This window comes from Curtobacterium sp. MCPF17_001 (genome assembly GCF_003234615.1).
Taxonomy (GTDB): domain Bacteria; phylum Actinomycetota; class Actinomycetes; order Actinomycetales; family Microbacteriaceae; genus Curtobacterium.
Genome location: NZ_QKSL01000002.1, coordinates 298,524 through 313,672, shown reverse-complemented (window position 1 = coordinate 313,672; position 15,149 = coordinate 298,524). Strand labels below are relative to the sequence as shown.

At 73.3% G+C, this 15,149-nt stretch carries 15 protein-coding genes; 4 read left to right on the top strand and 11 right to left on the bottom strand.

What is annotated here, in order from left to right; all coding sequences use genetic code 11:
• Positions 1 to 45: 45 nt before the first annotated feature.
• Entirely contained in the window at positions 46 to 1,014 is a 969-nt protein-coding gene (locus DEJ24_RS03545; protein ID WP_111077285.1) for an NAD-dependent epimerase/dehydratase family protein, read from the top strand.
• Here DEJ24_RS03545 and DEJ24_RS03540 read toward each other — a convergent pair.
• The gene (locus tag DEJ24_RS03540; protein ID WP_111077284.1) at positions 1,011 to 1,706 is read right to left on the bottom strand and encodes a hypothetical protein; all 696 of its coding nucleotides are present in this window, start codon (positions 1,704 to 1,706) and stop codon (positions 1,011 to 1,013) included. The genes DEJ24_RS03545 and DEJ24_RS03540 overlap by 4 nt on opposite strands.
• A gap of 71 nt (positions 1,707 to 1,777) precedes the next feature.
• On the opposite strand from DEJ24_RS03540, the gene DEJ24_RS03535 reads away from it, so the two are divergent.
• Positions 1,778 to 3,217 (top strand): amidase, encoded by a 1,440-nt coding sequence (locus DEJ24_RS03535; protein ID WP_111077283.1) that lies wholly within the window; start codon positions 1,778 to 1,780, stop codon positions 3,215 to 3,217.
• A gap of 227 nt (positions 3,218 to 3,444) precedes the next feature.
• Here the strand turns inward: DEJ24_RS03535 and DEJ24_RS03530 are convergent, their stop codons facing one another.
• From DEJ24_RS03530 to DEJ24_RS03505, 6 genes are all read right to left on the bottom strand, one after another.
• Entirely contained in the window at positions 3,445 to 4,245 is an 801-nt protein-coding gene (locus tag DEJ24_RS03530; protein WP_111077282.1) for an ABC transporter ATP-binding protein, read from the bottom strand.
• Positions 4,242 to 5,042, bottom strand: coding sequence for an ABC transporter ATP-binding protein (locus tag DEJ24_RS03525; RefSeq protein WP_111077281.1), 801 nt, complete (start codon positions 5,040 to 5,042; stop codon positions 4,242 to 4,244). Before DEJ24_RS03525 ends, DEJ24_RS03530 begins: the two co-directional genes overlap by 4 nt.
• Complete coding sequence (locus tag DEJ24_RS03520) at positions 5,039 to 5,977, bottom strand: ABC transporter permease (protein WP_258374719.1); 939 nt, start codon at positions 5,975 to 5,977, stop codon at positions 5,039 to 5,041. The genes DEJ24_RS03525 and DEJ24_RS03520 overlap by 4 nt, the downstream gene beginning before the upstream one ends.
• Positions 5,974 to 6,927 carry an ABC transporter permease gene (locus DEJ24_RS03515; RefSeq protein ID WP_111077280.1) on the bottom strand — a complete coding sequence of 318 codons (954 nt, stop codon included), beginning with the start codon at positions 6,925 to 6,927 and terminating at the stop codon, positions 5,974 to 5,976. Before DEJ24_RS03515 ends, DEJ24_RS03520 begins: the two co-directional genes overlap by 4 nt.
• A gap of 10 nt (positions 6,928 to 6,937) precedes the next feature.
• A complete protein-coding gene (locus tag DEJ24_RS03510) occupies positions 6,938 to 8,437 on the bottom strand; it encodes an ABC transporter substrate-binding protein (RefSeq protein ID WP_111077279.1) in 1,500 nt (499 codons plus the stop codon).
• A 110-nt stretch (positions 8,438 to 8,547) separates the two neighbouring features.
• Complete coding sequence (locus tag DEJ24_RS03505) at positions 8,548 to 9,501, bottom strand: alpha/beta fold hydrolase (RefSeq protein WP_111077278.1); 954 nt, start codon at positions 9,499 to 9,501, stop codon at positions 8,548 to 8,550.
• Positions 9,502 to 9,564: 63 nt separating this feature from the next.
• Here DEJ24_RS03505 and DEJ24_RS03500 point away from each other — a divergent pair, with 63 nt between their 5' ends.
• Positions 9,565 to 10,476 carry a siderophore-interacting protein gene (locus DEJ24_RS03500; RefSeq protein ID WP_111043807.1) on the top strand — a complete coding sequence of 304 codons (912 nt, stop codon included), beginning with the start codon at positions 9,565 to 9,567 and terminating at the stop codon, positions 10,474 to 10,476.
• The gene (locus DEJ24_RS03495) at positions 10,473 to 11,300 is read left to right on the top strand and encodes an ABC transporter ATP-binding protein (protein WP_111077277.1); all 828 of its coding nucleotides are present in this window, start codon (positions 10,473 to 10,475) and stop codon (positions 11,298 to 11,300) included. Before DEJ24_RS03500 ends, DEJ24_RS03495 begins: the two co-directional genes overlap by 4 nt.
• A 377-nt stretch (positions 11,301 to 11,677) precedes the next feature.
• Here DEJ24_RS03495 and DEJ24_RS03490 read toward each other — a convergent pair whose 3' ends face one another.
• The 4 genes from DEJ24_RS03490 to DEJ24_RS03475 all read right to left on the bottom strand — a co-directional run bounded on the left by DEJ24_RS03490 (position 11,678) and on the right by DEJ24_RS03475 (position 15,131).
• Positions 11,678 to 12,034 (bottom strand): Fe-S oxidoreductase, encoded by a 357-nt coding sequence (locus DEJ24_RS03490; protein ID WP_111077276.1) that lies wholly within the window; start codon positions 12,032 to 12,034, stop codon positions 11,678 to 11,680.
• A gap of 3 nt (positions 12,035 to 12,037) precedes the next feature.
• Entirely contained in the window at positions 12,038 to 13,438 is a 1,401-nt protein-coding gene (locus DEJ24_RS03485) for an NAD(P)/FAD-dependent oxidoreductase (protein WP_111077275.1), read from the bottom strand.
• Between the two features lie 79 nt (positions 13,439 to 13,517).
• Positions 13,518 to 14,339, bottom strand: coding sequence for an arginase family protein (locus tag DEJ24_RS03480; RefSeq protein ID WP_111077274.1), 822 nt, complete (start codon positions 14,337 to 14,339; stop codon positions 13,518 to 13,520).
• Positions 14,340 to 14,408: 69 nt separating this feature from the next.
• The gene (locus tag DEJ24_RS03475) at positions 14,409 to 15,131 is read right to left on the bottom strand and encodes a PspA/IM30 family protein (RefSeq protein ID WP_110902123.1); all 723 of its coding nucleotides are present in this window, start codon (positions 15,129 to 15,131) and stop codon (positions 14,409 to 14,411) included.
• Positions 15,132 to 15,149: the final 18 nt, after the last annotated feature.

The following is a 15,149-nucleotide window of genomic DNA, read 5'->3' as shown; positions in this document are numbered from 1 at the left end:
GGGCCGCCCCGGGCCTCTCGTCCGGTGCGCTGCCAGACTGGCCGCATGCGACACGTTCTGGTGCTGGGTGGGACCGGGTGGTTGGGGTGGGCGGTCGCCGAGGCGGCAATACGGGACGGTGCCGAGGTGACATGTCTCGCCCGCGGGGAGTCGGGGGAGCCGCCGGCCGGCGCACGGTTCGTCCGCGCCGACCGCTCGGCTGCCGACGCGTACGCGCACCTCGGCGACGATTGGGATGAGGTCGTCGAGCTCGCGACCGATCCGGCGCACGTCGCGAGTGCGCTCGAGGCGCTCGCGACGCGTGCCCGGCACTGGACCTCCGTCTCGACGATCTCCGTGTACGCGCGGACCGACCGGGCCGGCGACGACGAGGACGCGCCGGTCGTCGAGCCCGTGGACCTGACGCAGTACGCCGACGTGAAGGCCGCCGGGGAGCGTGCAACCCGGCGGGTGCGCGGGACAGACGCGCTCGTGGTCCGGCCCGGCCTCATCGTCGGACCCGGCGACCCGAGTGACCGGTTCGGCTACTGGGCTGCTCGGCTCGACCGCGGCGGCGACGTGCTCACTCCGGTCCTTGACGACCGTGCGGTGCAGGTGGTCGATGTCACAGACCTGGCGGAGTGGATCGTCCGGGCCGGGCGGGTGGGCACGGTCGGGACCGTCGACGCCGTCGGGCCGAGTACGTCGATGCGGGCCTTCCTGGACACCGTGGCGACCGCCACCGGGTTCGACGGGAGGCTCGTGGCGGCCGACGACGAGACCCTCCTTGCGCAGGGGGTCACGTACTGGGCGGGGCCGGCGTCGCTGCCGCTGTGGATCCCGGTGAGTGAGGTCGGGTTCGCGCGGCGGGCCGGTCGGGCGTTCCTCGCGGCCGGCGGGACGGTTCGGCCGCTCGCCGAGACCGTGCGGCGCGTCGTCGAGGACGAGCGTGCTCGCGGGGTTGCGCGCGGTCGGCGGTCGGGTCTGACGGCAGCGGACGAGCGGCGGGTCCTCAGCGTGGTCCAGGCGGACTAGCCCAGCGGGGTCGCGGAGTCGAAGGCGACGGTGAGCAGGGGCAGCTCGTCGCGGGGGAGCACCGCCGTCAGGAGTCGCCCGTCGTCGAGCTCGGTGGCCAGGCCGAGCACGAAGGGGTCCGTGTCGAGGAGCAGCCCGGGGCGCTCGACGCCGTCGACCAAGACGGGGTGTCCGGACTGGACGCTGCGTTCGTCGACCAGCGTCGGCCAGGGGTCCTCGGTGGACTCCGGGAGAGCGAGTTCGTCGCGGTACCCGTTGACGAGGACGTACTGCACGTGCTGGACGAGCGCCTCGGCAGGTGACGGGCGGGTGGTACCGAGCCGGCTCCAGTGGGTCCGGACCGCCTCCCACAGCATCGGGTACCGCATCCGCTCGACCGTGGCGACGAGCCAGTCCGGGCGTGGCCAGGGCGGGACCTCCTCCAGGGACCGTCGCCGCTCGTCGTCCATCGCCGCTAGGTTCACCGGGTCGTCGTGGTCCTCCGGGTTCCGCCAGAGTGTGTACTGCCGCGACACGGTCGCACTGTCGCGGACGCCGTCGGATTCGCCCGTCTGCACGCCGACGGAACCGAAGTCCTCGAGATGCCGCTGTGCGACGAGCCCGGCGACGCCGAACCCCAGCGAGCGGGCCGCGGCCCGGCGCGCGATCTCCGGGTCGGGCGCATCCGCACCGAGCACTCCGCCGTGGTCCATGCGCCGAGCCTGGACCCGTCGAGGCGGTCGGTCAAGGGCCGGGGAACGACATGTCGGCCTAGGCTCGATCCGTGTTCGAACTCCACCACCTGTCCGCGCAGGAACTCTGGGACTGGATCCGCCGCGGTGACACCACCGCCCGCGAGGTCACCGACCACTACCTCGCCCGCATCGAGCGGCTCGACCCGGAGCTCGGCGCGTTCGTGACCGTCACTGCCGAGGCCGCGCGTGCCCGGGCCGACCACCTCGGCGACCTGGTGCCGACGTCGAGGCCGCTGTGGGGCCTCCCGTCCGCGGACAAGGACCTGACGGACCGGCGCGGCGTCCCGACCCGGTCCGGGACGCTCGCCCTGCCGGGTGACCCGGCGACGGTCGACCACCCGCTCGTCACCGCCCTCGACGACGCCGGGGCGATCAGCCTGGGCAAGACGGCGACGCCCGAGTTCGGCATGTCGTCGTCCTCCGAGACGCGCTTCGGCACGACCCGCAACCCGTACGACACCACGCGTGCCCCGGGCGGGTCGTCGAGCGGCGCCGCCGTCGCCGTCGCAGCCGGGCTGCTGCCGGCGGCCGTCGGGTCGGACGGTGGAGGCTCGGTGCGGATCCCGGCCGCGGCCACCGGCCTGGTCGGACTCAAGCCGAGTCGTGGTCGGGTGCCGTCGATGCCCGGGCGTGCCGGGCTGGGCGGACTCGCTGTCGCCGGGCCGCTCACCCGGACCGTCGCCGACGCGGGGATGCTGCTCGACGCACTCGTGGCGCCGACCGGTCTGGCCGAGCGCCAGCCCTACGCGCTCGTGACACCCGAGGTCGGCGAGGGGCCGTTCACCGCGGCCGCCGTCCGGGGCGAGGGGCGCTTCGTCGTCGGGCTGCTCGACGGTTCGCCGTGGGACGACTTCGTCGACGTGGTCGTCGACCCGGCCGCGCGGGAGGCCGTGGACACCGCCGTCCGTGTGCTCGGCGAGGTCGGGCACGGGGTCGAGGAGGTCGTGATGCCGCGCGTGCCGTACGCGGAGTCGTTCCAGGTGGCGTGGGAGTCCTCGGGCGCCGGCATCGCCCGGATCCCCGGCATCGACCTGCGCGCCCTGACGCCCCTCGTCGCCTGGCTGGTGTCGCGAGGGCGGGAGCTGTCCGCGACGCAGGTGCTCGACGCGATGGCCGGACTGGACGCGTTCTCGATCGCGCTGATCCGGGCGTTCGACCGGTTCGACGCCGTCCTCACGCCGACGCTCGCCATGACCCCGAGGCCGCTCGGCTGGTACGGCGACGACCCGGAGGAGGACTTCCGTCGTCAGTGCGCGTACTCGCCCTGGACGTCGATGGCGAACGTGTCGGGGTTGCCCGCGATCTCGTTGCCCGTCGGGGTCACGGGCGAGGGGCACCCGGACGGCGCGGGGCTGCCGATGGGGGTGCAGCTCATCGGACGTCCGGGTGGTGAGCGGGTGCTCCTGGCGATCGGGGCGCAGCTCGAGCGCCGGCTGCGCTGGCAGCGGCGACACCCCGCCGGCTGGTAGCGCGGGGCGCTCGGCGCGGGCGCTCGTCGGGCGGGCCTGTCGCCGGGCGTGTCGCCGTCCGCCGAGGTCGCACGACATGCCGCGCGTCGTCCGCCGAGGTCGCGAAATCTGCAGGCCTGGAGGCGCGTGGCCGGCAGTCCGTGCAACCTCGGCGGATGTGAGCGGCGGTTTGTGCGACCCGGGCGCCGCCACCCCGGCCTCGCCGGGCCGCCCGCGCGCCCCTGGCCCTACGGCAGCGTCGGCGCCGCCGCGACCAGGGCCCGGGTGACCTCGTGCGTCGGCGCGTCGAGCAGGGACACCGGGCCGTGCTCGACGATCCGCCCCGCCGACATCACCGCGACGGTGTCGCACAGGCGCTGGACGACCCCGATGTCGTGCGAGACGAGCACGAGTGTCGCCCCGAGGTCGTCCACGAACGAGCGGAACAGGTCGATCACGCGGGCGCGCACCACGACGTCGAGGGCGCTCATCGGCTCGTCCCCGAACAGGATCCGCGGTCGGTGCACCACCGCGCGGGCGATCGCGATCCGCTGGCGCTGCCCGCCGGAGAACTCGTGCGGGTACCGGTCAGCAGCGTCGGCTGGCAGGTCCACCCGTTCCAGGACCGCCGCAACCATCGCGCGGTGGTCGCCGGCGACACGGAGTGCCCGGAGCGGTTCGGCGACGATCGCACCGACGCGCATCCGCGGGTCGAGCGAGGCGACCGGGTCCTGGAACACGATGCCGGTCTCGCGCCGGAACCAGCGCGAGGACGCGGCCGATGCCCGCGCGTCCACGGGGCGGCCAGAAGCGTGGACCGTGCCGGTGGTGGGGGCCTCCAGCCCGGCGAGGAGGCGGACGAGCGTCGACTTGCCGGACCCGGACTCACCGACGATCCCGAGCCGTGCGCCGGACGGGACGATGAGGTCGACGCCGTCCACGGCGGTGCGGACCGCGCCGGGCTCGAAGGGGCCACGCCGGGGGAGCCGGTACGTGCGGCTGAGGTCCGCGCCGGCGAGGGCCGGAGCAGCGGTGTCGAGCTCCGTCACGAGGTCCTCCTGGCGGTGGCCCGGGCTGCCTCGACGAGCGCGAGCGTGGCGGGGTGCCCGGGCGTGGCGAGCAGGTCGGCGACGCGGCCCTGCTCGACGACACGTCCGGCCTCCAGGACGACAGCCGTGTCCGCGATCCGCGACAGGACCGCCAGGTCGTGCGTCACGAACAGCATCCCCGTCCCCCTGGAGGCCGTGAGCGACTCGAACAGGTCGAGGATCCGCGCCTGCGTGGTCACGTCGAGCGCGGTGGTCGGCTCGTCGGCGACGAGGAACGCGGGCTCGCCCGCCATCGCCATCGCGATGCAGATCCGCTGCCGCTGCCCGCCGGACAGCTGGTGCGGGTACTGCCGGAGCAGCAGTTCCGGGTCCGGCAGACCGACGTCCCGGGCGAGTCCGACGGCGGCTTCGGCGGCGGCGCGCCGGTCGAGACCCCGGTGCAGCCGGAGCGGCTCGACGATCTGCCTGCCGACGCGCCGGAGCGGGTCGAGGGCGGTCCCCGGCTCCTGGAACACCATCCCGATGGCCGCGCCGCGGGTGCGTGCACGCTCGCGGTCGGGTAGGCCGACGAGCTCCCGTCCGTCCAGGCGGATGCTGCCGCTGACGGTCGCACCGGCGGGTTCCAGGCCCATCAGGGCGAGCGAGGTCATCGACTTGCCCGACCCGGACGCGCCGATCACGCCGACGCGACGGCCGGGAGGCACGGTGAACGTCACGTCGTCGAGCACCGTCCGCCCCGCGATCCGGACCGTCAGGCCGCGGACCTCGAGGCCGGTCGTCGCCGTTCCGGTGCTCATGCGATGCCCTCCGTTCCGCTGACCGTGCCGGTCGTGCCGCGGGTGTCGGGTGTGTCGGGCGTGCCCACTGCGGTGCCGGGTGCGGGAGCCGCGTCCGGCCCCCGCCGACTGGTCATCAGCCGTGGGTCCGTGGCGTCCCGGACCGCGTCGCCGAGCAGGGACAGCGCCATCACGACGAGCGCGATCGCCGCACCCGGCCAGGTCGCACTCCACGGATGCACGCCGATGTAGGTCTGCAGGTCGGACAGCAGCCGACCCCAGGACGCCGTGCCCGCGTCGGCGCCGTAGCCGAGGTAGGACAGCCCGGCCTCGGCGAGGACCGCGGTCGCCATCGCGAGCGACAGCTGCACGGTGAACAACGGCGCGGCGTTCGGGACCAGGTGGCGGAACAGCACGCCCAGCGGCCCGACCCCGGACGCGCGGGCTGCGACGACGTAGTCGCTCCGTGCGATGCGCCGGATCTCACCGCGGGCGACCCGGGCGATGGTGACGCCGAACGCCAGCCCGACGGACACCACGACGACGCCGAGCGACCCGCCGTACACGGCGGTGAGGAGCATCGCGGTGAGGAGGGTGGGGAAGGCGACCAGGACGTCGAGGAGCACCGCCGTGGCCTCGCGCATCCAGCGGGCGGTGAGGGAGCCGATCGCGGTGAGGACGATGCCGACGACGCTGGCGATGACCCCGGCGCCGACCGCGACGAGGAGCGTGGTCCGGGTGCCGGCGAGCAGGTAGCTGGCGATGTCGCGGCCGACCCCGTCGGTGCCGAACCAGTGCGCGGCGCTCGGGCGCTCCCACTGGTGGAACGGGTCGGTGCGGAACGGGTCCTCGGGCGTCCAGACGAGCGACACCGCGGCCAGGACGACGAGCAGCCCGAGGACGACGACGGCGAACAGTCCGGTCGGGGTCCGGAGCAGCCGGCCGAGCGCGCTCACGACGAAGCCTCGCGCTGCCTCGGGTCCAGCACGCGATGCAGCACGTCGACGGCGAACCCGACCAGCAGCACGAGACCGGTGAGCACGAGGAGCTCGGACTGCACCTTCGTGATGTCGCGCCGGCCGACGTCGGTGACGAGCATGCGGCCGACCCCGGGCAGTGAGAACAGCTGCTCGACGACGACGGCTCCGACCAGCAGCCCGGCGATCTGCACACCGAGAACGGCGAGCACGGTCAGCGCGACGCTCGGCAGGCCGTGGCGGAGGAGCGCCCGGTTCTTCGTCAAGCCGACGGCCGCCGCTGTGCGGACGTGGTCGGCGTCGAGGACGGACAGCGTCGCGGACCGGGTGAAGCGGAGGATGACGGCTCCCTCGACCGCGCCGATGGTCAGCGCGGGCAGGACGAGCGCCGCGAACGCCCGGCCCGGCGTGTCCCAGCCGTCGAGCGGGAAGCCCTGCACGGGAAGCCAGTGCAGCGTCACGGCGAACAGGGCGACGAGCAGCATGCCGGCCCAGACGACCGGGATCGCGGCGACGGCCTGCGCGGCACCGGAGATGACCGCGCCACCCGGTCGGCGACGGAGCACCGCGGCCAGCACGCCGAGCGGGACGCCGATGACCAGCGCGGCCGCCAGGGACATGCCGGCGAGCGGCAGCGTCACCGCGAGCTTCTGCGCGATCTCCGGGGCGACCGGGCCGCGAGTGACGAGCGAGTTGCCGAGGTCACCGTGGAACAGGCCGCCGATCCAGTCGAGGTACTGCAGCACGACGGGCCGGTCGAGCCCGAGCTGCTCGCGGAGCGCCGCGACCTGGGCGGGCGTCGCCTCGGCTCCGGCGACGACCTGCGCGACGTCGCCGGGGAGCACGCGGAGCGTCGCGAAGACGATCAGGCTCGCCACGAGCAGTCCGACGGCGAGCAGGAACACCCGCCCGACGAGGAATCGGGTCACGACTCCGATGCTACGAGACGGCGAGGTCCGCCAGGTCCAAGCGGGTCGTGGTGCTGTCGAACGGGAAGCCGGTGACCCCGTCGCGGACCGCCGTCGTGGTGGTCGCCGTGTACAGCCACTCGGCCGCGGCGTCGTCGCTGACGATCTTCGCCGCCTGCTGCAGGGCGCGCACCTTCTCGGCCTGGTCGGTCGTGGCGACGGAGGCTGCGTAGAGCCGCTGGACCTCGGCGTTGTCGTACCCGAAGTAGTAGTCCGGGTCCGCCCAGTTGCCGAAGTCCCGCGCCTCGGTGTGGTTCACCATGCTGAGGTCGAAGTCCTTGTTCTTGAACACCGAGTCGAGCCAGGTCGCGAAGTCCACGCGCTGCACCTTGAGCGTGATGCCGACGTCGGCGAGCTCGGAGGTCAGGACGTCGCCGATCGCCGTGGGGTACACGTTGGCGTAGGTCAGGGTGAGCGTCGGCTTCGTGACGCCGGCCTGCCGCAGGAGCTTCTTCGCCGAGGCGGGGTCGTACGCGTCGATGTGGGTCAGGTCCTGGTAGCCGGGGTCGAGCGCGGGGATCGGACCGCCCTGCTCCACCCCGCCGCCGCCGATCGCCTTGATGACGGCCTTCGGGTCGACGGCCTGCCGGATCGCCCTGCGGACGCGGACGTCGTCGAAGGGTGCCTTCTGGTCGTTGAACGCGAGCGTGTACTTGTCGGTCGTCTTGCCGGTGTGCAGTGTGACGCCGGAGGTGTTCTGCAGCTGGCTCTTCAGGGTGCCGTCGACCGCGGTCTCGACGTCGAGATCGCCGCCGGCCATGGCGTTGACGGCCGTCGACGGGTCGGTGATGTACCGGAAGACGACCTTCGCCACCTTCGCCGTCGCGCCCCAGTAGTCCGGGTTCCGGCGGAAGGTGAGCGAGTCGCCCTGCTTCCAGCTGGCGACCTCGAACGGCCCGGTGCCGTTCGCGGTCTTCGTCCGGTCGTTGTCCGCCGCCTGCTCGAGGACCAGGCCCGCGCGGCCGGTGAGGTTCCAGAGCAGGTCCGAGTCCGGCTTCGAGAGGGTCAGCGTGACGGTGTCGTCTCCGGTGGCGGCCACGGTCTCCACCGCGGCGAGGTCGTCCGCGTCGACGTAGGACTCGTGCGCCTTGACGTCCTCGAACGACCAGACGACGTCCTTCGCGGTGACCGGCTCGCCGTCCTGGAAGGTCGCACCGTCGCGCAGCGTGAACGTGTAGGTCAGGCCGTCGTCGGACACCTCGTGCGAGGACGCCAGCACGTCGCGGACCTTCCCGCTCGCGGTCCGTCCGACGAGCCCCTGGTAGACGTTGTCGATGAGCACCTGGTCGAGCGCGTTGCCGGACTGGGTGCGGATGTCGAGGCTGGTCGGTTCGAGCACCAGGCCGACCCGGACCGTCGCGTCGGCGCCGCCCCGGGTGTCGTCGGAGCCGCCGGAGCAGCCGGCCAGGGCGACCGAGGTCGCGACGGCGAGGGCTGCCGCGGCCAGGGCGGTGCGGTGGAGCGGACGCATGCTGGGTTCCTTCCCGGAGCCAGACCCACGAGGGCCGGGACGAGGGCGGCGAGACGACGGTCGTCAGCGACGCTCGGACGAGGCTACCGGGCAGCCGGGCACCGGCGGTGTCAGGTCTCGGACGAAGTCTCGGGGGGTTCTTCGACGCCATCCAACAAGCCGTGAGTGGTCGCCCATTCCCGGATCGCGTCCGCGAGGGCGAGCGGCGCCTGCGTCTGCACGGCGTGCCGCGACTCCACCGTCACGATCGTGGCGTCCGGCAGCCGCTCGGCGAACGCGTGGTGCAGCTTGGGGGAGACGTACCCCCGGTCACCGCGGACGAGCAGCAGCGGGACGTCGAGCTGCTCGAGGTCCGGCCACGCGTCCACGAACCGCCCGACGGACGACGTGCGACCGCCGAGGTGCGGGAAGTGGTGCCGCCGCACGAGTCGTCCGTCGGCGCCGAGCCGGGTCGAGTGGCGCGCCTCCCGGAGGAGTGTCGCCTCGTCCCCACCGACTCGCGCGGCGATCGCCCGTTCGACGACCTCGTCCAGGCTCGCGAACGGCTCCTCGGACTCCAGGGCACGGGCGATCCGGTCGACGGCCCGCTGCGCGAAGTCCGGGGACATGTCGACGAGCACGAGCCCGGTGACCCGCGCGGGTGCGAGGGCGGCGAGCCGCGCGGACAGGATCGCACCGAGTGAGTGGCCGACGACGAGCCCCGGCGGCACGTCGAGGGCGTCCAGGGCGGCGAGGACGGTCGGTGCCGTCGCGGTCGCCGCGTAGTCCGCGTCCTCCCGCCAGGCCGAGCGGCCGTGCCCGGGCAGGTCGAGCGCGACGGCCGGCTGGTCGATCGCGACCGCGGTCTGGTCGAAGCTGTGGGCGTCGATGCCGAGCCCGTGCAGGTAGGTGATCCGTGCCTCCCGTCCGGGCGCGGGCGGGCCGGTGCGGGACCAGCGGATCGCCGAGACCGTCCCGCCGCCGTCGGTGCGCACGTCCTGCCGGGAGGCGCGGAGCGGCTCGCTCACGCCGCTCGCGGCCGCCAGGGCGGGGACGTCGGCGAATTCGTCATCGTGCTCGGACACCCGACCAGTGTCGCAGTGCCTCGCGCCCTTCTGTCGTTAGGTTAGGCATGCCATACTCGAGGTGTGGCAGCCCGGTACCGTGTCTTCTCCGTCCGTGTGGCCGCCGTCACGTCGCTCACCCCGCACTTCGTCCGGGTGACGCTGACGGGCGACGAGCTCGCGGACTTCTCGGCCGTCGGTCTCGACCAGCGCATCAAGGTGCTCCTGCCGCTCGAGGGCCACGGGTTCTCGGACCTGCCCGAGGGGCAGGACTGGTTCGCCGCGTGGCGTGCCCTGCCGGACGCGACCCGGAACCCGATCCGCACCTACACCGTCCGCTCGTTCCGGCCCGACGCCCACGAGCTCGACATCGACTTCGTCGCCCACGGGGACGCCGGCCCCGCATCGCGGTGGGTGTCCGCGTGCCGCGTCGGTGACGAACTGCGGATCGTCGGGCCGAGCGTCCCGGAGTCGCCCGCCGACCTGCCGTCCGGCGCTGCCGAGTTCTCGCCCGGGTCCGCGAACCGGATCCTGCTCGCCGGGGACGAGACCGCCGCGCCCGCGATCTGCGCCATCCTCGAAGCCCTCGACGTCAGCGCCGTCGGACACGTCTTCATCGAGGTCCCGACCGACGCCGACCGGCTGCCGGTGTCGGCGCCCGCCGGGGTCGAGGTCCGCTGGATCGCCCGCAACGGTGCTTCGCACGGGGCCCGGATGACGGACCACGTGCACGCCTGGGCCTCGACCGTGGCACCGGACCCGCTCGTCGTCGACCGACGCGCTGCGGCCGCGGCCGAACTCGTCGACGTGGACGTCGACGAGCAGGTGCTCTGGGACGTCCCGCGTGAGGACGACGACCTGCCGGTGTACGCCTGGATCGCGGGGGAGGCCGGCTGCGTCAAGGAGCTCCGTCGTCACCTCGTGCGGAGCATCGGGCTGGACCGGAAGCAGGTCGCGTTCATGGGGTACTGGCGGCACGGCAAGGCGGAGTGTTGAGTCCTGCCGGTCGTCCCGCGACCGTCCTCACCCCGGAGGCACCGGTCACCGCGCTCGGAGCCCGGGGTCTCCGGCTCGGGTACGACGACCGGGTCGTCGTGCAGGACCTCGACGTGGACGTCCCGGACGGCGAACTGACCGTCATCGTCGGGCCGAACGCGTGTGGCAAGTCGACGCTGCTGAAGGCGCTGGCCCGGACGCTCAAGCCCTCGGCCGGCACCGTGTACCTGGACGGCCGGCCGATCACGTCGTACCGCCCGAAGGCCGTCGCCCGGCGGGTCGCGATGCTGCCGCAGACGCCGATCGCTCCGGACGGCATCACCGTGCGGGACCTCGTGGCCCGCGGACGGTTCCCCCACCAGGACCTGCTGCACCCCTCCAGCGGGACCGATCGACAGGTCGTGCAGGCGGCCCTGGCGCAGACCGACATCCTGGGGCTCGCCGACCGTGGCGTGGACGAACTCTCCGGCGGGCAGCGGCAGCGGGTCTGGATCGCGATGGTGCTCGCGCAGCAGACCGACATCGTGCTGCTCGACGAGCCGACGACGTTCCTCGACATCGCGCACCAGTACGACGTGCTCGAACTGGCGTCCACGCTCCACGCCGCCGGGCGAACGGTCGTCGCGGTGCTGCACGACCTCAACCAGGCGGCCCGCTACGCCACGCACATGATCGCGATGCGGGACGGCGCGATCGTCGCGCAGGGGACGCCGGCGTCCGTCGTCACCGAGGAACTCGTCGCGGACGTCTTCGGGCTGCCGTGCGTGGTCGTGCCGGATCCGGAGACCGGGACGCCGCTGGTCGTCCCGCGCCGCTCGCGTTGAGCCGGGCTGACGCGTGCGCTGCGCCGGGCTGCCGCGTGCATCGGGCCGGGCTGCCGCGCCCGGCTCGGGTCCGTCGAGTGGTCACACATCGTCGTTCTCAGCGCCGCGGAACGACCGAACGTGACCGAACGGCGGATCCGTTGTCGTGACCGTTCGGCGCGAGGACGATGCCCGGTTGTCCTCTGCCGGGCGCTCGATCGGATCGGCGGCGCAGATCGGCGGCGCAGAACGGCGCCGCACAGCGGAAACCGGCTGGAACCGGGGGATCCCGTGGTTCGAGCCGGTTGCTGTTGTGCGTGGCCGGGCGGCGCCGGGCGCCGGGCGCCGGACGCCAGGCGGCGCCAGCCGAGCCGGGTGCCGAGCGCGGGGAACGCGGGTCAGCGGTAGCCGCCGTCCTCCAACCCGGCCTCGACCTCGAAGCGGTTGCGGAGCGGATCCCGCCCGGCGATCCCGTAGAGCAGCGGCATGAGCATGCCGTAGCGGCGCCACTGGTCGACGTGCACACGCTCGTGCCGCAGGACCCGGTCGCCGTCGTTGTCCCGCGTCAGGTAGACCGAGCCGACGCAGGTCCCACCGCGCCGGAAGACCCAGCGCGGCAGTCCTCGGCAGACGATCACGCCATCGACGACCCGCACGGGTCCGGACGACAGCGGCAGCCCGATCGCCAGGCCCACGGCCGTCGCGAAGAGCCATCCCGCACGGGACACCGGCGAGTCGACGAGCGGGTTCCGCATCGGCTACTCGGGGCGGCCGTAGGTCTCGAGCAGGCGCAGCCAGATCTCGTTCATGGTGGGGTAGGCCGGGACCGCGTGCCAGAGCCGGTCGACCGGGACCTCGCCCACGACCGCCACGGTGGCGGCGTGCAGCATCTCGGCGACGTCCTGCCCGACGAAGGTGACCCCGACGACGACCCCGCGGGACTCGTCGACGACCATCTTCGCCCGGCCGGTGTAGCCGTCCGCCTGCAGTGCCGAGCCGGCGACGCTGCCCAGGTCGTACTCGACCGCGCGGACGTCGATGCCCTGCTGACGCGCCTGCTCCTCGGTGAGGCCGATGCTCGCGACCTCGGGGTCGGTGAAGGTGACCTGCGGGACCGCGGCGTGGTCCGCGGTGGCGACGTGCGCGCCCCACGGCTCGGCGTGCACCGGACGGCCCTGGACCCGTGCCGCGATGACCTCGCCGGCTGCGCGGGCCTGGTACTTGCCCTGGTGGGTGAGGAGCGCGCGGTGGTTGACGTCACCGACGGCGTACAGCCAGTCGGTGCCGGTGACGAGCATGGTGTCGTCGACGTCGAGCCACTCGCCGTCGGTCAGCCCGACGGAGGAGAGCCCGAGGTGCTCGGTGCCCGGTGCGCGGCCGGTCGCGGCGAGGACCTCGCTCGTGACGAGGGTCGTGCCGTCGTCGAAGGTGGTGGTGACCAGCCCGTGCTCGTCGCGGTCGACGCGGGTCGGGTTCACACCGGTGCGGACGTCGATGCCCAGCTCCCGCATGCCGTCGGCGACGAGTTCGCCCGCGAAGGGCTCCATGCCGCCGAGCAGACCGTGGCGGGCGGCCAGCGTGACCTTCGCGCCGAGTGCTGCCCAGGCGGTCGCCAGCTCGGAACCGGCGACGCCGCCACCGATGACGAGCAGGCTCTCCGGGACCTCCTGCGCACTGGTGCCCTCCCGCGTGCCCCACGGCTTCGCCTCGGCCAGACCCGGGACCGGCGGCAGGGTGTGCACGGAACCGGTGACCAGGGCGACGGCGTGTGCGGTGTACGTGGTGCCGTCGACCTCGACGGTCTTCTCACCGGTGATCACGGCGCGGCCACGGATCAGTGCGATGTCGGCGGACTCGAGCCACTGCACCTGCGATGCGTCGTCCCAGTTGCTCGTGAACGAGTTGCGGCGTGCGAGCACGGCGGCCGCGTCGACGTCACCGGTCACGGCTTCCGCCGCGCCACCCACGCGCTTGGCCGCGGCGATCGCGTGGCTGCTGCGGAGCAGTGCCTTGGACGGCATGCAGGCCCAGTAGGAGCACTCACCGCCCACGAGTTCGGCTTCCACCACGGCGACCGAGAGGCCGCGCTTGTGGGCGTAGTCCGCCACGTTCTCGCCGACAGCGCCGGCTCCGATCACGATGAGGTCGTAGTCCGTCATGTGGCCGAGCGTAGCCTTCGCCGGGCGGTCATCGGCCGGGAGCGGTGCGCCCGGTGGAGAACCGCACCCGACGGGTGCGTCAGGCCGCGCGCGCCGCGGTGGACAGGGCGCCGACGACCCGCAGGATCACGCCCAGGTCCTCGACGGCACGGCTCGGGTCGACCGGGGCGAACCCGGTCAGGGCTGCTCCGACGAGCCGTCGTCCGTCCGTGGCCGCCTGGACCAGGGCGACGAGGGCTGCGCCGTCGATGCCGAAGGGGACCGGTTCGAGCAGCCCGTCGACCTGCGAGGGGTCGAGGACGTCGAGGTCCACGTGCACGAACACGCTGCCGGCACCGGTGCGCTCGACCGCGGCACGGACGGCGTCCGGGGTCGCCGCGTCCACGTCGAGGTGGGTGATCCCGGCCCGGTCGAGTGCGGCCGCCTCGGCGAACTCGGTGCCGCGCGTGCCCGCGACCACCACCGACGACGCCGGGACGACCGGCAGGTCCGGGAACAGTTCCGACGGGCGGTCGACCAGGAGGCGCAGTGCGGCCGTCTCGGCCGCGACCGGCTGGGCGCGGTTCAACGCCCGGAACCCACTCGACCCGGAGAGGCGCACCACCGCCGTGTCCGCCCCGACCAGCACGGAGGCGCCGAGCACGCTGGAGCCGTCACCACCGATCACGAGGACGGCTTCGGTGGCGACAGCCGCCTCCGCGGCGACGGAGCCGGAGACCGTGAGCACCGAGGTGTACCGCGCGACCGCGGTGTCGAGGCGGTCGCCGGCACCGGTCGGCACGTCGATCGTGGTGGTCGCCGTGCGGGGGAGGTCCGCTGCGACGGCGGCTGCTCCGTCCGCGAGCCGCATGGCGCGCGACGACGCCGAACCCTGCCACTGACCGACCACGATGAAGCGCATCGTGTCAGTCTGTCAGGCGGGTCCGACGTCGTCCGGAGCAGTCGTCGAGCGTGTGCCGACCGGTCGGGGTCAGACCGTCGGGCCGCCGGACTTCAGGGCGGCGAGACGGGCTTCGACCTCGGCGTCGCGGCCGACGTCCTCGAGGCTCTCGAACTGTGCGTCGAGACTGGAGGCCTGCAGCTCCTGCTGGCCGATGACCTTCGCCTCTTCGCGGCGGACCTTCTCCTCGAAGCGGGCCAGGTCACTCGTCGGGTCGGTGATGTCGATGTTGCCCAGGGCGTCGTTCACCTTCGACTGCGCCTCGGCGGTCTTGGCACGGGCGACGAGGGTGTTCCGCTTCGACCGGAGCTCCTCGAGCTTCTGCTCCATGCCGGCGAGACCCTGCTTGAGCTTCTCGACCTGCTCGTTCTGCGTGGCGAGTGGTGCGGCGTTGTCCTGCACCTCTTGTTCGGCGGCGATCTGCTTGCCGATCGCGATCTTCGCGAGGTTGTCGAACTTGTCGGCGTCCGAGGCCTTGCCCTCGGCCCGGTACCGGTCGGCAGCGGCGGAGGCGTTCGCGGCCTTCTGACCCCACTCCTGAGCGGCGCGGACGTCCTCCTCGTTGTCCTGCTCGAGCAGGCGGAGGTTCCCGATCGTCTGCGCGATGGCGCTCTTGGCGTCCGCGATGTTGTTCGAGTAGTCGCGGACGAGCTGGTCGAGCATCAGCTGCGGGTCCTCGGCGTTGTCGATCAGCTGGTTGATGTTCGCCCGGACGAGTGTGGAGATGCGGCCGAAGATGGACTGCTTTGCCATTGCTGGTTCCCTTTCGTG